The organism is Qipengyuania psychrotolerans, from assembly GCF_019711355.1.
In the GTDB taxonomy this organism is placed as follows: Bacteria; Pseudomonadota; Alphaproteobacteria; order Sphingomonadales; family Sphingomonadaceae; genus Qipengyuania; species Qipengyuania psychrotolerans.
The window spans coordinates 2,028,714-2,047,662 of record NZ_CP081297.1 but is presented as its reverse complement, the minus strand read 5'-3'; the positions used below and the strand labels follow the sequence as shown (position 1 = coordinate 2,047,662).

Sequence of the window (18,949 nt, the reverse complement as noted above, 5' to 3'; positions counted from 1 at the left end):
ATGACGCCATGAAAACAGCAATAACGACAGCGACCGACAGCGGGTACTTGCCGGCTGCATGTTGCCAGCTGAAGTCCGTCGCGGACCATTTGCCCGGCGGCTACGACATCGATCTCTATCTGATTTGCTGCGATGTAAGCGACGAAGATCTGGAAGCTGCGCGCGCTTTCTTTGCCAGCAAAAAGGTCGATGTTCAGATCATCGTTCCCGACTTCGTTGAAGAGAAGATAAAGCCGATCAACGAACGTTGGCCGCGTGCTGCATATTTGCGCTTGTACTTCGACATGATCTTTGGGCCGGAGATCGATCGCCTGATCTATCTTGATGCCGATACGCGCATCATGGCTTCGGTCGAGCCGCTTGTTACCTTCGACCTCGAAGGACATCCTGCCGGGGCGGTGCATGATTTCGTCTATTATCTCAGCGGCAATATCCGCAGGCGGCGCAAGGACCTGTTCCTCTCGGAAGATGCCCCGTACTTGCAGTCCGGCGTGATGGTTTTCGACTGGCCCAAAATGCTCCAGCAAGGGGTGCTGGCCAAGGCGCGGCAATTCCTGGTCGAGCATCCCGAGGGCTGCATGGAAGCGCCCGATCAGGACGCGCTCAACCATGCGCTCGAAGACAGGTGGATTCCGCTCGACCCGCGCTGGAACCTGCACGAAACCTATCTCAATTTCGGGGGTTCGCTGACCCCGTATCTCGAACATTATACATCCACCAAGCCGTGGTCCCGCCGGCGGCCTCCGCGCTGGTCGAATGCGGCTGCGTGGTACCGGAGCGAGCTTAAGGACACGATCTGGGCGGATTTCATCCCGAGCCAGAATGCAAGCGACAAGGTCGGCGCACAGGTTGATTTCCTGCGCTTCCGATATGCCCCGAGGATCCGCAATGCTCTCGCATCCTACGCACCGTTCGTACTGGACCTGATGAAGGTCCCGCGGCAGCGGTCCGACAATGCGGAATTGCCTTGGGCTCCCCGGAGCCGCAAAGATGTCGAGGACATGGCGAAAGCGCTCGTTTCAGAAGCGCGCGGCGAACGCGAGTTCATCCGGCCGCCCGAAGCGGTGCTCGATGGCTATGGCAAAGGAAAGCCGATCGGCCTGGCTTGAGCCTGGTGCATTAGCCTCGCCGCCGTTCTGGCTTCACCCAATCTACCAACTTGATGCATGCCCCTATGGCTGCGGCCGTTCTACGGGCAGAGTGGTCGTGCGCCGGTTCTTGCGGCGATTAGCGAGACGCCCGATCGCGGTATGCAGTTCGGTCACGGGACCCTCGGGGCGCCCGAACGCAAGCCAGGCGAAAATGATTGCGATGGCGTAGGACACCCCTCCGGCCACCACCTTCAGAATCAGCTCGGCAAGGGTGCTCAGCGCAGCTTGGGCCAAGGCCGTATCCGCCACGTATACGCCGAGCGACATTGCCAGCAGGCCGCAAATCGTGAGCGCGTGGCGCCGAAGCTGTTCCGGCACCGAAACGCCGAGCAAATGGCGCAGGAAAAGGAATTCTATCATGACGGTAATCAGTTCGCTGGCGAAACGTCCGAGTGCTGCGCCAATCAGACCCCCGCTTAGCAAGCCGCCGATGATCAAAGGGACCTTCACAAACACCGCGATGACCTGGCGAATGAACAGCAATTTCGTTTTCGCCAGGGCCATCGCAACTGGCTGCAGTCCCACGGTGAAAGTCCCAAGCGCGTAATAGACTGCACAAATTTTCACAAAGGGGATGGCGGCCAGCCACTTGTCCCCCAAGGCAATTCGTACCGCAGGTTCAGCTACCAGTGCCAGGCCAATCCCAAGCGGCGCGATTGCCATCGCGATTGTCGATTGCGCGAGCAAATGCGAGCGGGTCAGCCTGCCAACATCATTAGAAAGATTGGCAAGGCCGGGGAACAGGGCATGCCTGATCGGCTGGATCGTTTCGCGGGTCGGGATGACCGCGATATTGTCAGCCATCGCATAGATGCCAAGCTGGCCCTTGGGTACGACCAATCCGATGATCAGCTGGTCGATCCGCCAGTTGATTGTTTCAAGCAGCTGGTTGAAAAACATCCAGCTGGAAAATGACCAGATTGCCCTGACGTGCTTCAATGAAATGCGCGGCCGGTAAGGGACCAGAATGTAGCTTAGCAGTGCAGCCGAAAAGGCACCCAGCGCATTGCCGGCGATGATTGCCCAGTATGACTGGAAAACCATCGCAATGCCGATGGCAAAGGGGATCGCAACCGCTTTCTGGGACAGCTGGACAAATGCTAGCGCCATGAAGTTCATGCTTTTGGTCGCCAGCCAGATCCGCGGATTTTGCAATCCGATCATGGCACCCGTCACGCCCGACACGATGAACACCAGTACCAGGTCGGGGTTGGAGTATATGAGCGATAGCGGCCAGGCGGCGAGAGCGAAGAACACGCAGATGATGCCGGACCGGATCAGCGCCATCGTCCACGCTGTGTCGATGTGGGTCTGATCGATATCATCGCGCTGGATAAGCGCGTTGTTGAGCGAAAGTTCAGTGCTCGACTGGACGATCGTGAGGATCGCGGTGGCAATGGCGACGATGCCAAAGTCCTCCGGCGTAAGCAGCCGCGCCAGGATCAGGATCGCCACCGCGCCCAAAAGGTTGGAAACAAGCCGCGCGCTGCCCAGCGACAAGGCGCCTTTCATGACGCCGCCCCGCAAGTTCATTGGGTGCTCCGCTCTGACAGGCTTTCCGTTATTTTTGGCAGGGTGACACCGGTCACGAATTTGGCAGCGGCGCGGCGCGGGTATGTCCGATATCGGCCAAGCGGCAGATGTTCCGCTGCCGCGACAAATGTGTGCGCTCCGCGCCTGACAAGATTGGCCAGACTTCCGGTGCGGGATATTGCGCCTTCGCACAGCTCGACATGGCGATCTGCGAACAGCAATTTGAATGCCCCATCGCCCCGGCCGAAGTCGATCAGCGAGATGCCTTGGTCCTTTGCTGCCATGGCGCATTGGTCGACCAGATTGATGCCCGGCCCCAATTTGTAGGCCGCCAGATCATAGGCAGGGAACCACCAATGCCATACATTCCGGGTCCTCAACCCGAAGTGCGATGCAAGCAGCCTGTCGCCGGCGTGGATCGTGGTCGTTACAGCCGCGAAGTCGGAATCATCGCTGTTGCGCAGGACGTCGAGCGTGCGGCCCAGCCAATCCGATTTCACCCGAAGCCGCGAACCGGCGCGGTCGAGCAGGGCATTCTTCATCTCCATATGACGCTGGAAAGTCGCGTCGCAGCGGTCATCGAAGGTGAACCGGATCGGCCCGATATCCTTCTCCGTCTTTCGGTAGCGCCTGCGAATCTCCCGCTTCGCCTTGGTCCAGCGCGACCCCTTGCGCGCGACAAAGGCATCGTAACCTTCGGACAGATCCATCTGCGGGGAGATCGAAAAACTGCGGGCTTCCCTTGCCAAACCCGTAAAAGCGACCGGAAGGTGATTGAAATCGTAAGACGAGATATCGGCAGCACCAAGGATCGCCTCCGGGGTGATTTTGGCTCCCGGCGCAAGGATCGGGCCCTGATAGTCGTTCAATTGACCACCGATTGGCTTTCCAATTCCGCTCTTGGTCAGATGAAATGGAAGGAACCCGGCGATCTCGCCGCGCTCCTCGAGGATCGCGATGCGCACGTCAGGCCGGACCTGCGCCACCGCTTGAGTGAAATGGGGCGAGTAGAATGGACTGGAATAGATCGGATCACGCCTGCAAAACTCTTGCCAGAGGGCAATCAGATCTGGCGACAGATCGCGCGCGTGGAGAACCCGTTTACGCATGCCGGCCCCGCAGCTGGTGCGGAGAAATTCGCCCGCGTGGCGCTTCGTTTGCCTGGCGGTCCGGGGTCGCCGATTGTGAGGCTGAAAGGCACCGTAATGCAATTGCTGCACTCGCCATGATCGAAAACAGCGCCGAGGGGACTGCATGCGGGGAAGAAATCGCGGCCGGCACCAGGCTGAACACGGCCGCAGTCCCAAGCGCGCCAGCGAGTGATTGCTCGAACGTGTACCCTGCGCCCCAGGCCGAACGCTTGGACCCCTCGAACACCTGCTTCAGATGTAATCCGAAGGTTATAAGTCCGATCAGCCCCATCGACCCCATGATGGCGGTGATGATGCTGGACGACCTGAAGCTGCCTGGGCCGACCCCCAAGCCATATGAACTCAGGAACGCGTGCCATCCCTGCATGGCCCAGAACAGGCGCTGCTGCCCGGAATCGCTCGCCGGCTTGCCGACGGTCATATCCATGATCAATTCGTAGACCGCGAATGGCAGGCGCGGGATGATCGCAAGGAGAATGCAAAGCGCGACGAGAATGCCAAAACCGAGAAACGCGGCCCTGAACAATTTGCCGCTCGGCGCTGCATTTGGAAACAGGATCGCCCGCATTAGGAAGAAAATGCCAAATGCTGCCAGCGCGACGTAGGCGGTCGAGGCCGTGCTGAAAAAAAGTATCAGCGCCAGCATGGAGGCCAGCAGGCCGGTCGCGCGCGGATTGATCGAGCGGTACCACATCTCCGCGTTCGCCACGAAAAGGGCGAAGCCAAGGCCCGCATATGAAGAGGCTTCGGGCAAAACGCCCCTGATCCGGACGAAACCGGCGATCGAATTGTCCAGCGCGCTGTAATTACTGTTGCGAAACACCGACAGCAGGCTTTCCATTCCGGTGCCGCGCGTGAGGATGTCAGCCAGTCCGGTGAGAATATGCAGCCAGCTTATCAGGACGAGCGCTTTCACCAGCGCTGCCGGAGCATTTGGCACACGGCAGAAAATGTAACTTGTGATTGCCAGCATGAATGCGCCGAACAGATAAAGCCCGGCAGTCAGGTTTTGCGGCGTCGGACTAAGGGGGACGGTGCCAAAAGGACCCAGCGACGGGTCGGGCTGCATGGGGAACACATTGATCGCGCCGCCGAACATGCGCGGCCCCAGATATGCCGTGGCCATGCCGTAGATAGCGAACAGGACGTACCACTTGTTGTCTGCAATGGCGGACGGGAGAAGGGCGACATACCCTCCTTTGGGCGCCAGAATCCTCAAGGTCGTGAAGAACAGTGCGAATTGCACCGGGGGAATTGATGAGCCGCCCAGTGATGGCAGGACGATCGCCGCCGAACCTTCGAAAAGAGCACTCACGAGCAAGAAGATGAGTGCGCTTCGGACACTGCCGAAAAACACCACGAGGATGCCGATTACGACCTGGATCATGCCGATGAAGGTCAGTTCCATCGTCCTGCCTCCTCAGATGGCCCGAACCAGGCGCATGATCTTCCGGTCAAAATGTTCGGGCGCGAAGAGTGCTGCCCGGTCGATCGAGCTGCGCGGATCGAACTCTTTCAGGAAGACTTCCATCCTCTCGACCGCTTCTATCAGGGATGCGGCATCCTGGGTGTCGAAGAACAGGCCCGTTTCGCCGGGAACCACGGTATCTTTTGCACCACCTCTTCCGAAGGCGATGACCGGGCGACCTGATGCCATGCATTCGACTGGAGTGATCCCGAAGTCCTCTTCCGCCGTCATCACAAATGCGCGGCACCGCGCATAGGCGCGTTTGAGCGATGCGAAATCGAGGTGCGAAATGAAAGTAATGTTCGGTTTGGCAATCGAGCGTAGTTTCTTCAGCATGCTTCCCGTGCCGACCATGGTGAGCGGCAGTCCGTTCGCATTGAAAGCTTCCACGGCAAGGTCTGGCCGTTTGTAGGGGACCATCTGGCCCACCCAGAGATAGTTTTCGTCAATCTCGGCAGACTGTTTGAAGAGCGCGCAATCGACAGGGGGGTGGATCACTTCGGATTCGCGACGCCAGAACTTGCGGATGCGCTGCTCGATAAAAGTGGAATTGGCGATGAATTGGTCGACCCGGGCGCTCGAGGAAACGTCCCACATCCGCAGTTGGTGATACATCAGTGACATCGCGCCCCGCGCCAGTGGCGGAGCCTCCGAGCGATATTGATGATAGTGATCCCACAGGTAACGCATGGGCGAATGGCAATAACAGAAATGCGCCGCATCCGGCCTGGTGATGACGCCCTTCGCTGGTCCGGATTCGCTGCTGATCACCAGATCGTACTGACTGAGATCCAGCCCCTCCAATGCCATCGGCATCATCGGGAGGTAATATTGGTAGAGGCGGTTTGCGAAGGGCAACCGGTCGACGAAACCCGCCCTGACGTTCGCATTGTTGATCGCCGCCGAAGTGCGCGCGGGATCATATACGTTGGTGAAGATATCCGCATCGGGGAATAGCCGGAGCAGGCGTTCCACCACGCGCTCTCCGCCTCTCATTCCAACAAGCCAGTAATGTACAATCGCGACCCGAGGTTCGGAAAATGCGGGGCGTGACGCAGGGTGCTGCCGTATTGTCGCGACCGGCGCAGGGCTATGCATAATAGGATTCGTATTTCGAATAATAGAAATACGGATCGTGGGGGTCGAGGAACGAGCGTTTGTTCATGTCGACCCCGCTCAACACGATTCCCAGCACGTTGACCTGCTCGGGTGGCAGACGCCTGAGCGCCGCTCTCACCGCGAACTTCGACGTGTCGCGCCACTTCGTCGCAAAGATCGTCGCATCGGCCCTGCTAGCGAGAATTCTCGTCGCGGCAATTGGAAGAACCGGGGGCAGGTCCAGAATGATCCTGTCGAAATGCCCGCGGAGCTTGTCGAGCAGGTCGACGAACTCCTGGCCTCTCAAAAGATGTTCAGGTTCCTCCCGGTTGGGCGAAAGGGGCAGGACGCAAAAGACGTTGTCGTCGTCGTATTGCTCCAGATCGAGCGGAGCTGTGCCGTTGAGCACGTCGACGAGGCCCTTCTGGCCGGCCTGCATATTAAGCAGCCGGCTAATGCCTTGTCGGCGCAAGTCGCAATCGACAAGCATCGTCCTTTGCCCGCCAGTAGCCAGGACGCTGGCAAGGCAGCACGACATGACCGTCTTGCCTTCATTAGGCAGGGCCGATGTCACCGCGATAACCTGGGCCTGGCCTTGCGTCGCAATGTCGATGGCTGCCCCCAGCGAACGGAACGACTCGGTAAATGCGGATTTCGGAGAATCCTGGATGGCTGTAGCCGGGTGGTCGCTCCCTTTGTCGATCGAGGACAGGAGCGGAACCGACGCCAGACAGGGCAGGCCCAGGTCGTGCTCGGCTTCATCTGGCGTCGAGATGCCGTGGAAAAGCGATTCCTTGATGTATGCCGCGAGAACACCAATCCCGAGCCCGATGATCAGCGCGAGTGCCATGTTCAGAGGGATATTCGGGGAATGCGGGAATAGGGGTGCCTCCGCATTGGTCAGGATGCGGGCATTGGGCTTCTCGCTTCCTTCGGCCGCGATCAGTTCCTTGAAGCGGTTGAGATACGTCTCGTAGATACCCTGCGAAGCCTCGGCCGCCCGCTCGACTTCGCTAAGTCCGACCATGGCATCGTTATTCTGGGACAGCTTTGCGCGTGCGCCCGCAAGGCTGGTGTTGAGCGATGCGAGACGCTGGGCCGAAACTGCCTGTTTCGCTCTCAGGTTCGAGATTACCCGGCCGATCTCGTCCTGGATGCGGCGCTGAACTTCGGCAAGCTGGCTGCGCGAGCGAATGAGCTGCGGGTGGTTAGGGCCGTATTTGGCTGAAAGATCGGCTACCTCTGTCGCCACTACCGCCTCTTGGGATCGGAGCGAGGTAATCACTGGCGAGCCTAGTGCTTCGCCCACGTCATCACCAACCGAGCCGGATCTCAGCTGTGCCAGAGCAGTGTTGAGCCGCGCCTGATCTTCTGCCGCTGCCGCGCGTGCTGTCGTCACCTCCTGATTGTAGGTCGAAATTTCCTGCTCGGTCAGCGATGCGCCCGACGTGCTGAGGAGGTTATTGCGAATGCGGTATTCCTGCAGCGCGCGCGTGTCGGATTGCGCCTGATCGCGCAGTTCCGCCAGCCTCTCCTCCACGATTGCCCGCGCATCAGCATTTCGCGCCTGATCGGCGTTCAGCTCCCAATTGACGAATTGGCGAGCAAACTCGTTTGCAATTTGTGCCGCTTCTGCGGCTTTCTCCGCTTGGTACGAGATGGTCAGCGCATAGCTTTCACCAGCACGGCCGGCAGCCACGTTCGAGCGCAATTCCTCAACAATCTCGCGTTGTTCCTCGCCAGTAAGGCCCGAGGTAAGACCCAGCGAATTCCCAACCATCTGCGCCATTTCCTGCGAGGTGATGATCTGCATCTGGGTGTCGACGAATTCGCTGCTTATCGGCGTTTGAGGCAGGCCGGCGGAGGTGGACTGGGCAATGATAACGGCATCATTGGTCAGCATCACCGTCGCTTCCGCGCGGTAGGTCCTGCCCACCAGCAGGGATATGATGATCCCGGCCACAACTGCGAGCGCCGTGACCCCCAGAATAAGCTTGAGGTGCCGGCGGAAGAAGCTGGCGCTTTCGGACAGGTCCATTCGATCAACCGGGGCGGGCGGATATGCGCCATACGCCGCAATCGAGGAATTGGATCTTTCAACTCTCACGAGATTTCTGGCTTCGTTCATGGTCGATCTCCGCGTGCCTTGGATAAGACACGCCCTCTTCTTGCTCGGTGCCCCTGGTTCATCGCGCCCTCACCATGACGCTCTCACGCCTATCGAAGCTGCAAAGCCGTCGTAGCTCCGGCCAAAGTCGCCGCCGGACTGATCACGATATCCAGCCGATGCGAACACACCGACTTGATCGGTGAGGCGGTAAATTGCCGATCCGGAAACGAAGGCCAGCTTGTCCTGCCGGGGCGAGGCGCGGTAGCTCTCTTCGAGATATCCGGCCTCGGCGCCGAGCAGCAGACGGTCGCCCACGGCGCGTTCGACCTCGAGTTTGAATTCGCTGGCGATGATTGCCGGAGATTCCTGCACACGGCTCGGATCGACGCTGCGCGTGGCGCTCGCCGTCAAACGCCAGACCGGTTTCGGAGTCCAGCTGGCCGAGAAACGATAATTGAATTCGTTGGCCGGGCTCAGACCCGGCTCGTCAAATTCCTGACGGATGTAACCGACACCGGCCTCGACTTCGACCAATGCGCTCAATTCATGGGTCACCCCGACAAGTGCCGAATACCCGTGGGAATCGCGCCGAGGTGTGGTCGAAATTTCATAATCGATATCGTTGGCACCAACCTCGACAAAGAGTTCGGTCTTGTCGCTGACACCTAGATCTGCCCGCATTCTGCCAGTGAGGATCTTCACGTCCCTGAATTCGAGGTCGATGGGGACACCTCCAAGGCTCGTATCCTGGTAATCCCTCTTCAGAACATCCGCTGCAGCGCTGAGGCGCAGTTTCGTGCCGGCCCTTGAAAGTTCGAATCCGGCAGTCTTGTCATGGAACACCACCGGCTGGTCGCTCAGAAAGGCGTCTCCGGCTGTCCCGCGCCTTTCGATGCCCCGCGAGAAGCCTGCGTAAGATTCAAAGTCGATCGCATTTCCCAGCTCAAGTAGCGCCGAGCCTCTGACGCGATACTGCTCGCTGTTCTCGTCCTGAATGTCGAAATAGCGGCGAATTTCGCCTCCGGCTTCGAAGCGCAGGCCGTGGCGCGCAAAGTCCGATGCAAGGACAAGGCTCGGCCTTACGGAAACGAAGACGTCGTCGATCTCGTTATCTTGCCGGTTGAAGATATTGGTGTCGTAGGTGAATTCTGTTGTCGCTTGCGGGTAGAGGATGAAGCCGGGTGCAATCCTCACGCCATCGCCGGAATCGGGATCGAACATTTCAATCGGTGTCAGCACTTCGGCAGGCTGAGCAGTGGCAACACGCGGCCCCAGCAGGGCCAGGCTGAGCGATCCCGCAAGCCGCAGAGGCCAACGATTGCGCCTTCTGGCGCGGCGACGTGACCTTGCGGCGATAACGCGCCTCGCCTTGGGTGCCTTTGCCCCACCCGGTGCGGCCAGCAGCCAGAGAATATAGAATGCATCCCGGAATCCGGAGATCAACGCGCTGCGTGCTCGGCGAGAACGACGTGCCGCTAAGGGATTGTTGCTGCTGTGGTTTATGCCGAAATTGCCCGAGATGGACCCGCGTGAAGCGGTCGTGCGCAGCATGACACCCGTGCTGAGCGCTTGTTTTTTACTATCCAAAGGGAGTAGATCGCTAATCATTATGAATAGGGCGAGCAAACCGAAAGGGACTTCTGCTTCACCAGAGGTTTTCAAGCCGATCGAGGAATCGGCGCGCTGGCCAAGCTTTGCCCGCGGCTTCCTGCTTGCGCTTCCAGTAGCCCTGGCGCTGTGGGCGCTGGCTTTCTGGTTGATCTGACGGGACCCGGTCAGAACCATCAGCAAGACCCCCGGCCTGTCAACACCGCTGGGACGGTCAATGCGATAATTTTCATGTCGAGCCACAGGCTGTGTGAACGCGCGTAAATAACGTCCGCCGCCACTCTTCTCGCATAGGTGGAATCGTTGCGGCCCGTCACCTGCCAGATCCCGGTAAGCCCAGGCTTGACCGAAAAATAGCTGAGGATGTGGCGGCCGTATTTCGGCACCTCGGAGGGCACGATCGGGCGCGGCCCAACCAGGCTCATATCGCCGCGGATGACGTTGATGAGCTGCGGCAATTCATCGATGCTGGAAATGCGAAGAAACGCCCCCAGTCTCGTTATGCGCGGATCACGTTGCAGCTTCTGGTTGCATTCCCATTCGCGCAGGAGTTCGGGCCGTTCCTTGAACAAGGTGATGAGCCGGTGCTCGGCATCAACGCGCATGCTGCGAAACTTCAGGCACGCGAAGCTGCGGCCCCTGCATCCTACGCGTTCTTGCTTGAAGAGGATCGGGCCAGGACTGGTGATCGCCACCGCAAGTGCTGTGAGCAGCATGACCGGGAGCATCAGGATAAGCATGAATGTTGCCAGGCTGATGTCGAGTACCCGCTTGGCCAGCTTTCCTTCGCTGGACGGTTTTTGGGCCAGGACGGACGCGACCGTGATGAGATCCTGATCCGAAAGCGCGGGAGCCATTGTAAATACAGTCCGATCCACGGCGCCTTTCGGCTCCTTCAGGGCGCTGTCCTGTTTCGTGGTTCGCATCGGTTCGCTTGCTCGATCAATGGTTCGGTCGCCGCCCTCCAAGCACTCTGAAGCCCGAGTGAAGCTGACCGCGTGACTGACCAAAGTTTCGACCAGAACGGCCGTGCGAACAATCGCGCATCGGGTGTAAGCCGAATCCAGCCAAAGGGGCTAAGGAGGTATGCAAAGAAGCGCGCCGGCACCCCCCAAATGGTAATATTATCTGCGCCCGCCTTGGCATATTCTCTCGTGGATCAAGGACGCCTCGCTGGCAGTCCGGGGAATACCAAGCCGAGGAAATAGCGATGTTCAAAATAACGAACAGGAGTGGGATCGACGCTTTCAGGGCAGTAGTACTCGCCGCACTATGCGGGCTCGCCGCTGCCTGTGCATCAAGCGACCTTCCCCTGATCAGCGCAGCGCAGGCCAATAGCGAATTGACTTCCGGCTACCGCATCGATGCTGGCGAGAAGCTCAAGGTCACGGTCTTTGATGAAGAAACGCTGACCGGTGAATATGACGTCGGCTTCGGCGGCGTCCTATCGCTCCCGCTGCTCGAACCGATTGTGGTGAAGGATAAGGATACCACCGAGGTCGCACGGCTGATCGAGGCGCGCCTGGCGGATGGCGGCTATGTCCTTGATCCCAGAGTGTCGATCGAGATTGTCGACCATCGTTCGTTCTTCATTCTCGGCGAGGTCACGACCCCGGGAGAATATGCGCACAACGGCGAACTCACCCTTGAACAGGCGGTGGCGAAGGCTGGAGGCTTCACCCCAAGGGCTGACAAACACAAGGTCATCCTCAAGCGCCAGACATGGGAAGCGGGACGACTAATTGATTTGGATCAGATGGCCCTGCAAGTGGCGCCTGGCGATACAATTACAATACGCGAGTCGTTCTTCTAAGTATCGGTTCCAAAAGAAATAACTGGCTACCATTCGAAAAGAATGGATGGCCGTGGATCGACTGATCCAAGATGTGCATCGCTACGCCAAGGCCGAGCGCTTTGGTATTGGTAACATGGCCCTTTTCGGGCATTTAAAAACAACGCTGGCCACGGTTAAAAAAGATCGTTGCTTTATCGTTAATAGTGAAGCATCATTCGCTCAGCCGTTCGGAGTCGCTGCCACGGCAACAAACTGACAGAAAATCGGTGCTGTGGTCGTCATCAACTTAACGACAGCACTGTATCTGTCGGTCTGTACTGGAACTCGTAATGAGCAGCGACATTTGCCTGATTAGTCAAAATGACATCTCCCGCGAGGGGCTGCACCACATCCTTTCCGCCGACAATTTCAACGTGATCATGTCGTGTGGACATGCGAAACGGGTCGCGGAATCGACTCTGGATGCAGACTTCTCGGCGGTGATTGATCTCCCGGATCAAGCTGCCCGAATGGAGGCCATCGACGAGATCGCTCTCGCATATCCCTCCGCGAAGACTGTGGTTCTGGTAGATGAATTCGACATGGCCAGGTTGGTCGAATGTTTCGATGCCGGCGTGGACGGTTACATCGTCAAATCGATGAATTCACAGCCGCTGATTGCAGCGCTACGCCTTGTCACACTGGGACAGAAAGTGCTCCCGTCCGAACTGGCCGACGTCCTGAGCAAGGTCAATCTGGACCACGCAGTGCCAAGCGGCGATCTCGAACACGAGATGGAAGACGCAAAGCTATCTTCACGCGAGAGAGACGTGCTCTGCTGCTTGATGGCGGGCTGCTCGAACAAGGTCATCGCGCGCGAACTCGACGTCTGCGAAGCGACCGTGAAAGTCCACGTAAAGGCCATTCTGCGGAAGCTGGATGTCAGCAACCGGACGCAGGCCGCAATGTGGGCCAGCACCCGCGGCTTCTCCAATTACCACCTCTCGTTGCAGCAGCATGCCGATCATGCCGACGCCTGACGGGTCCGGCAGTTCAAGATTGTGATTGCGGTGCTACTCGGCCGTTGTCCGATCCCGCATCAATCTGGATACGGCTGCCGCGCTATCGGGAAGGCACTGACTTGCCCTGTCGCGCTGGACTGATTGGCAGTCCCAGAGCGCCAATTCCATACCTGATGCGGGGTCTCTCACGAACATGAACAGTGGCCTGGCACGCTGGTTTGCAGCAGCTGCCCTGTTGTCTTCGGCGGCTGCTTTGCTTCCGTAAGCCACGACCTGGCAGGCTCCGCGCCCCTTGCACGTTTGCATGGCACTTAGCGCCCAGCGACCGCTTGGCTGCGAGGTCTCGACCGCAACGAAGAACAAGTTGGGCGATTGCGGTGGGCGAGCGGCGATTGCGGGAGCAGAAGAAACCCCGGCCGCAACCGAAAGCTCCGCCGAGGGTGTCGCAACAGAAGCATTACCCGGAACAGTGCCATGAGAATTGGATCCGCGCACTAAGTCGGCGTAATCGGCTTCCGCGCCCAGGCTGACACGGTTCCGCAGTCCGCCTGCTCCGCGCCACTTGTAGAAGATGTGCGGCCCCACCGCAGTGAGCCGCTCAAGCTTGCTGCTCCACCAAGGAACTACGTAGTTGGCATGATAATGGGTCGCCTCGCCGATACTTTGATCGACGTTCCCGTTTAATGCCTCCCGGGCGAGCTTGAGCGCGCGCTCACGCGCAGCCGTCGACGGTCGGCGGCGCTGCAATGAACCGTCGCAGGTGAAGGTAAACTGGCAACCGGTCGATCGATGCGAGCCTTCGAACACAACGCCGCAGACCGAGTCGGGAAAGGCGGGATGCTTGACCCGGTTGATGACGGTTTGAATGACCGCACTTTGTCCCACTGGATCGTCGCCCGCTTCGTACCATGCGGCAGCAGCGAGACATTCAGCTGCGCGTCCAGTCTGGGAAGCATCACCTGAGTAATGGAACGGTGCCGAGGAAACCAAGGACATCGCGAGGATATGTTCGCCCGTTGCCGCCTGGAGATCGCGGTTTCCCTCGAAAGGCCCACTTGCGAAATCACGCGGCTGTCCACTGGCGCCAGTATCCTGTGCGCCGGCCGAACTGGCGGACGGGGGCGCGAAGCTGGCAAGCGGTAGGATCGCAGCAAAGCCGCCCAATATCGCAATGGCGGCATAGGCTGGCTTCATGTTGCAGACCTACCGAGCGGACACGGCTCGATGCCGGTCCCGAAGGCCTCATCATGGCGGGACATTCCCGTTAGTGGTTTAATTGCAGGCACCGGGCCCACACTAATTTCTGGGACTGGCGACAACCTTGAGGACCGGATCGCTGGCGTCACTTTCCCTCAAGCGATCGAACCCCCTTGCTGCAGCCTTTGCGGTCGATCCCGAGGTCAGGTTCTCGCTAGACAGCGCCGCCTTGGACCCTCGGGCTAGGATATCTCTTGAATTCAGTTCCAACGGCTGTTCACTGGCTGCAGGACCGGAATTCCAGTGGGTGCCCGGGATACTGTATTGCCGCAATTGACCAACCGCATGGTCCATTTCCGACTGATGCCTGTTGATTGCCTCGATGGCAGCACGCCGATCATTCTCCGCCTCGATGTAGCGTGCGTCAGCATCGGCATACGCCTGCTCGGCTTCGCGAAGATCGCTTTCGATCCCGGCAAGACAACGTCCGTTTCGCGCCGTAATTCCTTCAGTCATGGCTGTCACCTCAATGGTTACGGTGGTCGCGGCAGCGCAGGATCAAACAGATAGGCGCCGCATCGGACCGAATAGGTCTGTAACGATGGTCAATTGACCAACGCGCAAAGACTACCACGACCGAGCAGCGCGTTGATATAATCCAAAAGAGTTGGTGCGTAGGGGATTTGGCTAACCGCCAGAGCCAACCCATCGGCCGGCGGCAAAAATCCCCGTCAGTTGACCCTGTTCACGATTGCGATCGTCACACCTTCAGCGGTCTGCCGAAAACCAACCAGGGTATAACCCTTCTTGCCCTTCGTCTGCTCGAACCCGACTTTCCACTCGGTGATCGCTTCGAGACTTGGATTTACCCCTATAGGAATTTCTTCGACCGCGGCATCCGGATTTGGCTCGCCGCCATCACCGTAGGAGCGCAATAACGCAGCGCTCAGGATGTCTTGTGAAACAGGCTCGAGGAACTGGCAGCCGTAGAAGTCATCCTCATGCCAGATAATCCGTGCCTCCATCATTCCGATGAATGGCAGGTCGACATTCACCAAGTCCGATACTTCGAGCCTCGCAACCGTCTCGAACCGCAAACCTGTTTCCGACAGATCATGGATGAGCACGTTTTGAGATTCTGACTTGGTAGAAGCGCTTGCACTCAGGCGCAGGATCGAGCGCCCGGCGTAGCGGCTATCCGATTGGAACTCAGCATGCAGTGGCCTTTTGAATTTTCCCATTGCGATGAGGGATCCCGTTCCGCTGAAATGACTCAGGCGTAAAGTTTTGCATGGCCACTATGTCATCTGCAAACCCCTGCGAGGGAGCTTGCCGCTTCGATGGCACATTTTGTCACTCAGCAGTGGACAGAGCAACGATCCTTAAGAGTGATAGCAGCGAGAAATTTTGGCGATCGTTTCTTAAATTTCCCCGAACTAATTACCTCAATGCACCAATTTTTACCGCCGAAGGCGAGCGTTTCGAGAGACGGACTGGCCAGAAGGCTAGCTAGCGATGGAAAAAGAGGCGATGTCGGTGCGGCAATTGTGGGGAGGCGCAGGAAATCCGGCCAAGCCATCGCAATCGCCCGGAGCCGCTCCAGATTCGGTATGGAGCCTTCGCTTATTCTGGCCAGTTCCAAACTGGTGACGGGGACGAAAGGCTGAGGCCTGACCGGGGACGGGATGTCGACACCGGACGCATCTCGCTGCCCAATCTGAGCGAGGGCCTGAAGCATTCCCGGGAAAGCCCGGAAAGCAAAATGGCGGAGACGGAGGGATTCGAACCCTCGATACCCGTTACCAGGTATGGCTCCTTAGCAGGGAGCTGGTTTCAGCCACTCACCCACGTCTCCGCATCGCAACCCTCGGCTGCGAGGGGCGCGCTATAGCTACGGGTTGGGTTGCCATCAAGGGTGAATCACTCACGATCTGTCCACCGCGCGATGGACTCACTTCGCCGCGAATCGGATTCGGTTCATCGCCGTTTCATTGCCCTGCTGCTTCAAAGCGATTCTCCTGCCGCGTGCAGCCCTGCGGGCGCCGATTAGCGAGCAGGGCATTAGAAGGAATTTCGCGATGAATACCGCACGCAGCATCCTCGTCAGCCTTGCGGCTGGACTTGGCCTCTTGGCATCGCCTCTTGCCGCACAGGTCGAGACGGTCGATCCGGACGATGCATACTCAGCGCCTATCGATGGTGATCTTGAAGAAGTTCCAAGCGAACTCCCGGCGGCGGGCGAAATGGCTCAGCAGCCGACCATCGTGTTGCCGGAATTCGAAGAAGAAGACGCTGCCCAAGACGGGGCACCTCCGGTCTGGTCGGAACAGAGCGCCGAGGCTGCGGCATCAGCAGCGGTTGATAGTGCCAATGTCGACGACCCGGCCACAACCTACCGAGAAGATGACCTGATCGGTGCCGCAGAAGGCGTGTTTGGCAAAGGCGCCGAGGGCGTCGCCCAGATGATTCAGAACTTGCTGAAGGAGCAAGGCGAACCGAACGGCTATATTGTCGGACGCGAAGCCGGCGGCGCCTTCGTGGTCGGCGCGCGCTATGGTTCGGGCACGCTGTTTCACAAGGTGGAAGGCGAGATGCCGGTCTATTGGACGGGGCCATCCATCGGCTTTGATGCGGGCGCGAATGCAGGCAGTACCTTTGTGCTCGTCTACAATCTCTATGACACCGAAGAGCTGTATGAACGCTTCCCGGCAGCAGAGGGCCAGGCCTATATCGTCGGCGGACTGACTGCGAGCTACGTCCGCAAGGGCGATGTTGTCCTCATTCCCATTCGCATGGGTGCCGGGCTGCGGCTTGGAGTCAACGCCGGCTATCTGCGCTTTTCCAAGAAACAGCGCTGGCTTCCGTTCTAGGCCTAATCGCACTGGCTTAGGGCAACTTGATGTGCTGCAACCGTATTTCGGTTGCGGCCCTTCGCTTGTTGCGCGAAAGGGTTCGCCATGCTCGACAAACTAGAAGCCCAGCCGGCAGATGCCCTCCTCGCCCTGATCAAGATGTACGCCGCCGACGAGCGTGCGGACAAGATCGACCTCGGGGTCGGCGTCTACCGCACGAACGACGGCGCAACGCCTGTTTTCCGCGCAATCAAGCAGGCCGAACAGCGGCTGATCGATGAGCAGGACAGCAAGTCTTACCTCGGTCCCGAAGGCGACACTGGCTTTGTCGAAGTTCTCCAGCCCTATATCTTCGGCGAGAGCAGCCCGTTGCTGCCGCGGATCGAAGGGATGCAGACCCCCGGCGGCACCGGTGCAGTACGGCTCGCCGTGGCCCTGGCGGCCAAGGCAGGCGTGACGCGTATTCATCTCGGTACGCCAAGCTGGCCCAACCATGCCCAGATCCTGGGCGATGTGGGGGTCGAGACGGTCACCTTCAGTCACGCGACCAGCGGCGGCGAGGCCGATATCGATGCCGTGCTGGGTGCTATTCGAAGCGCCGGCCCGAGCGATGCAGTTCTGCTGCACGGCTGCTGTCACAACCCAACCGGTATCGATTACACTGCGGATCAGTGGAATGCGATCGCAGCCGCCTTTGCGGAAACCGGTGTCCTGCCGATCCTCGATATCGCATATCAGGGGCTTGGATTGGGGATGGACGAAGACGTGGCCGGTGTGCGCAACGTCCTCGAGGCCGTTCCCGAAGCGTTGATCGCCTATAGCTGTGACAAGAACTTCGGCCTCTACCGCGACCGCGTGGGCGCATTCTACATGATGGCGAAAGAACCCGGCCAGCTCGGCGCGATTGCCTCGAATGCCAATGCCCTGGCCCGCGCCAACTGGTCCATGCCGCCCGATCACGGCGGTGCTGCCGTTCGGATCGCATTGTCGGATGAAGGCATGACCAAGGTCTGGCAGGACGAGCTCGATGATATGCGCTCGCGTATGCGCCGTGTTCGCGATCGGTTGGCGGCTGCCGACAATGAGGCGCCTGGCCTGGGGCTGTCGGCTCTGGCCAGTCAGAACGGTCTGTTCGCGATGCTTCCGCTCAGCAAGGAACAGATCGTGAGCCTGCGCGAAGACCATGCAATCTACATGGCCGGTTCGGGCCGCATCAATGTGGCTGGACTGCACGCGGGCAATACTGAAAAGTTCATCGCCGCATTGGCAGATGTGACCAAAGGCTGAGGCCGCATGGACCGTCAGCCGACCCTCGAGACCGAGCGGTTGCTGGTGCGGCCGCTGAAGGAAGACGATCGCGAAGCGCTCTATGAAGTAGCCTCCGATCCGATGGTCTGGGAGCAGCATCCCATCCATGACCGGTGGCGGCGCGAGGTGTTCGACCCCTTTTTCGATGAAGGGCTAGCCAGCGGCGGCGCCCTTGCGGTGATCCGCAAGGACCAGGACCGCATCGTGGGATCGACCCGCTATGACAAGTACGATCCGCAAGAAGGCGGCGTCGTCGAAATCGGCTGGACCTTTCTGGAGCGGGCGTGCTGGGGGAAGGGCTACAATACCGAACTAAAGCGCGCGGCGCTTGCTCATGCATTCGATCAGGTCGCCCTGGTGGAATTCCGCGTGGGCGACACGAATTACCGTTCCCGCAATGCTCTGGAAGCCATCGGTGCGGTGCGTTCGGAACGATACGAACTGGAGCGCTATCAAGGCAAGCGCGTGGTCCATCTTGTTTACGAAATCACCCGCGAAGGCTTCACGCAGGGGCCGCTTACATAACGTTTGAAGCCGCGGCGCAGGCGGACTTCAGGCACCCGCAAGGCAGGTTGCAGCCGAGTCGCAAGGGTTACAATTGGCGCTTTTCGGCCATTTTTGACCGCCGGTTTCCGACGCGTTTACGTGATCTGTAAGCGCCAAATTAAACGGTTCAT

Annotated in this window: 18 protein-coding genes and 1 tRNA gene; 8 read left to right on the top strand and 11 right to left on the bottom strand. The window is 59.0% G+C overall.

The annotated features are described in order from the left end of the window. The first annotated feature begins 8 nt into the window (after window positions 1-8). The gene (locus K3166_RS10050; RefSeq protein ID WP_221422102.1) at window positions 9-1,109 is read left to right on the top strand and encodes a glycosyltransferase family 8 protein; all 1,101 of its coding nucleotides are present in this window, start codon (window positions 9-11) and stop codon (window positions 1,107-1,109) included. A gap of 63 nt (window positions 1,110-1,172) precedes the next feature. On the opposite strand, the gene K3166_RS10045 is transcribed toward K3166_RS10050, so the two are convergent. From K3166_RS10045 to K3166_RS10020, 6 genes are all read right to left on the bottom strand, one after another. Beyond that, window positions 1,173-2,684 carry a lipopolysaccharide biosynthesis protein gene (locus K3166_RS10045; RefSeq protein ID WP_221422101.1) on the bottom strand — a complete coding sequence of 504 codons (1,512 nt, stop codon included), beginning with the start codon at window positions 2,682-2,684 and terminating at the stop codon, window positions 1,173-1,175. Then, entirely contained in the window at window positions 2,681-3,793 is a 1,113-nt protein-coding gene (locus K3166_RS10040) for a GNAT family N-acetyltransferase (protein WP_221422100.1), read from the bottom strand. The genes K3166_RS10045 and K3166_RS10040 overlap by 4 nt, the downstream gene beginning before the upstream one ends. Further along, window positions 3,786-5,243: a glycoside hydrolase gene (locus K3166_RS10035; protein ID WP_221422099.1), complete on the bottom strand. Its 1,458-nt coding sequence runs from the start codon at window positions 5,241-5,243 to the stop codon at window positions 3,786-3,788. Before K3166_RS10035 ends, K3166_RS10040 begins: the two co-directional genes overlap by 8 nt. A 12-nt stretch (window positions 5,244-5,255) precedes the next feature. Beyond that, window positions 5,256-6,401: a glycosyltransferase gene (locus tag K3166_RS10030; protein WP_221422098.1), complete on the bottom strand. Its 1,146-nt coding sequence runs from the start codon at window positions 6,399-6,401 to the stop codon at window positions 5,256-5,258. Next, window positions 6,394-8,529, bottom strand: a complete 2,136-nt coding sequence (locus tag K3166_RS10025; protein WP_221422097.1) for a GumC family protein — start codon at window positions 8,527-8,529, stop codon at window positions 6,394-6,396. Before K3166_RS10025 ends, K3166_RS10030 begins: the two co-directional genes overlap by 8 nt. A gap of 69 nt (window positions 8,530-8,598) precedes the next feature. Beyond that, window positions 8,599-9,954 carry an outer membrane beta-barrel protein gene (locus K3166_RS10020; RefSeq protein WP_221422096.1) on the bottom strand — a complete coding sequence of 452 codons (1,356 nt, stop codon included), beginning with the start codon at window positions 9,952-9,954 and terminating at the stop codon, window positions 8,599-8,601. A 40-nt stretch (window positions 9,955-9,994) separates the two neighbouring features. Between K3166_RS10020 and K3166_RS10015 the strand changes: the two genes are divergently transcribed. Then, on the top strand, window positions 9,995-10,276 hold the full coding sequence (locus K3166_RS10015) for a hypothetical protein (protein ID WP_221422095.1): 282 nt from the start codon (window positions 9,995-9,997) through the stop codon (window positions 10,274-10,276). Between the two features lie 19 nt (window positions 10,277-10,295). Here K3166_RS10015 and K3166_RS10010 read toward each other — a convergent pair whose 3' ends face one another. Continuing rightward, on the bottom strand, window positions 10,296-10,997 hold the full coding sequence (locus tag K3166_RS10010; RefSeq protein ID WP_247714608.1) for a sugar transferase: 702 nt from the start codon (window positions 10,995-10,997) through the stop codon (window positions 10,296-10,298). A 332-nt stretch (window positions 10,998-11,329) separates the two neighbouring features. Between K3166_RS10010 and K3166_RS10005 the strand changes: the two genes are divergently transcribed. The 3 genes from K3166_RS10005 (at window position 11,330) to K3166_RS09995 (ending at window position 12,933) form a co-directional block, all read left to right on the top strand. Then, window positions 11,330-11,932: a polysaccharide biosynthesis/export family protein gene (locus tag K3166_RS10005; RefSeq protein ID WP_221422094.1), complete on the top strand. Its 603-nt coding sequence runs from the start codon at window positions 11,330-11,332 to the stop codon at window positions 11,930-11,932. A 52-nt stretch (window positions 11,933-11,984) separates the two neighbouring features. Beyond that, window positions 11,985-12,170, top strand: a complete 186-nt coding sequence (locus K3166_RS10000) for a hypothetical protein (protein ID WP_221422093.1) — start codon at window positions 11,985-11,987, stop codon at window positions 12,168-12,170. A gap of 73 nt (window positions 12,171-12,243) precedes the next feature. Beyond that, window positions 12,244-12,933, top strand: a complete 690-nt coding sequence (locus K3166_RS09995; protein WP_221422092.1) for a LuxR C-terminal-related transcriptional regulator — start codon at window positions 12,244-12,246, stop codon at window positions 12,931-12,933. A gap of 33 nt (window positions 12,934-12,966) precedes the next feature. On the opposite strand, the gene K3166_RS09990 is transcribed toward K3166_RS09995, so the two are convergent. The 4 genes from K3166_RS09990 to K3166_RS09975 form a co-directional block, all read right to left on the bottom strand. Next, complete coding sequence (locus K3166_RS09990; RefSeq protein WP_221422091.1) at window positions 12,967-14,109, bottom strand: cell wall hydrolase; 1,143 nt, start codon at window positions 14,107-14,109, stop codon at window positions 12,967-12,969. Window positions 14,110-14,211: 102 nt separating this feature from the next. After that, window positions 14,212-14,628 carry a hypothetical protein gene (locus tag K3166_RS09985; RefSeq protein ID WP_221422090.1) on the bottom strand — a complete coding sequence of 139 codons (417 nt, stop codon included), beginning with the start codon at window positions 14,626-14,628 and terminating at the stop codon, window positions 14,212-14,214. Window positions 14,629-14,843: 215 nt separating this feature from the next. Beyond that, window positions 14,844-15,353 carry a PilZ domain-containing protein gene (locus K3166_RS09980; protein WP_221422089.1) on the bottom strand — a complete coding sequence of 170 codons (510 nt, stop codon included), beginning with the start codon at window positions 15,351-15,353 and terminating at the stop codon, window positions 14,844-14,846. Window positions 15,354-15,875: 522 nt separating this feature from the next. Continuing rightward, a tRNA-Ser gene (locus K3166_RS09975) sits at window positions 15,876-15,967 on the bottom strand. 223 nt (window positions 15,968-16,190) lie between these two features. On the opposite strand from K3166_RS09975, the gene K3166_RS09970 reads away from it, so the two are divergent. The 3 genes from K3166_RS09970 (at window position 16,191) to K3166_RS09960 (ending at window position 18,797) form a co-directional block, all read left to right on the top strand. Further along, on the top strand, window positions 16,191-16,982 hold the full coding sequence (locus tag K3166_RS09970; RefSeq protein WP_221422088.1) for a DUF1134 domain-containing protein: 792 nt from the start codon (window positions 16,191-16,193) through the stop codon (window positions 16,980-16,982). 87 nt (window positions 16,983-17,069) lie between these two features. After that, a complete protein-coding gene (locus K3166_RS09965) occupies window positions 17,070-18,251 on the top strand; it encodes an amino acid aminotransferase (RefSeq protein WP_221422087.1) in 1,182 nt (393 codons plus the stop codon). A 6-nt stretch (window positions 18,252-18,257) separates the two neighbouring features. Next, window positions 18,258-18,797 (top strand): GNAT family N-acetyltransferase, encoded by a 540-nt coding sequence (locus tag K3166_RS09960; protein WP_221422086.1) that lies wholly within the window; start codon window positions 18,258-18,260, stop codon window positions 18,795-18,797. The last annotated feature ends 152 nt before the right edge of the window (window positions 18,798-18,949 follow it).

Coding starts and splice junctions, on each gene's coding strand:
- K3166_RS10050 (WP_221422102.1), top strand. CDS start 9: ATGAAAACAGCAATAACGACAGCGACCGACAGCGGGTACTTGCCGGCT.
- K3166_RS10045 (WP_221422101.1), bottom strand. CDS start 2,684: ATGAACTTGCGGGGCGGCGTCATGAAAGGCGCCTTGTCGCTGGGCAGC.
- K3166_RS10040 (WP_221422100.1), bottom strand. CDS start 3,793: ATGCGTAAACGGGTTCTCCACGCGCGCGATCTGTCGCCAGATCTGATT.
- K3166_RS10035 (WP_221422099.1), bottom strand. CDS start 5,243: ATGGAACTGACCTTCATCGGCATGATCCAGGTCGTAATCGGCATCCTC.
- K3166_RS10030 (WP_221422098.1), bottom strand. CDS start 6,401: ATGCATAGCCCTGCGCCGGTCGCGACAATACGGCAGCACCCTGCGTCA.
- K3166_RS10025 (WP_221422097.1), bottom strand. CDS start 8,529: ATGAACGAAGCCAGAAATCTCGTGAGAGTTGAAAGATCCAATTCCTCG.
- K3166_RS10005 (WP_221422094.1), top strand. CDS start 11,330: ATGTTCAAAATAACGAACAGGAGTGGGATCGACGCTTTCAGGGCAGTA.
- K3166_RS09995 (WP_221422092.1), top strand. CDS start 12,244: ATGAGCAGCGACATTTGCCTGATTAGTCAAAATGACATCTCCCGCGAG.
- K3166_RS09990 (WP_221422091.1), bottom strand. CDS start 14,109: ATGAAGCCAGCCTATGCCGCCATTGCGATATTGGGCGGCTTTGCTGCG.
- K3166_RS09985 (WP_221422090.1), bottom strand. CDS start 14,628: ATGACTGAAGGAATTACGGCGCGAAACGGACGTTGTCTTGCCGGGATC.
- K3166_RS09980 (WP_221422089.1), bottom strand. CDS start 15,353: ATGGGAAAATTCAAAAGGCCACTGCATGCTGAGTTCCAATCGGATAGC.
- K3166_RS09970 (WP_221422088.1), top strand. CDS start 16,191: ATGAATACCGCACGCAGCATCCTCGTCAGCCTTGCGGCTGGACTTGGC.
- K3166_RS09965 (WP_221422087.1), top strand. CDS start 17,070: ATGCTCGACAAACTAGAAGCCCAGCCGGCAGATGCCCTCCTCGCCCTG.
- K3166_RS09960 (WP_221422086.1), top strand. CDS start 18,258: ATGGACCGTCAGCCGACCCTCGAGACCGAGCGGTTGCTGGTGCGGCCG.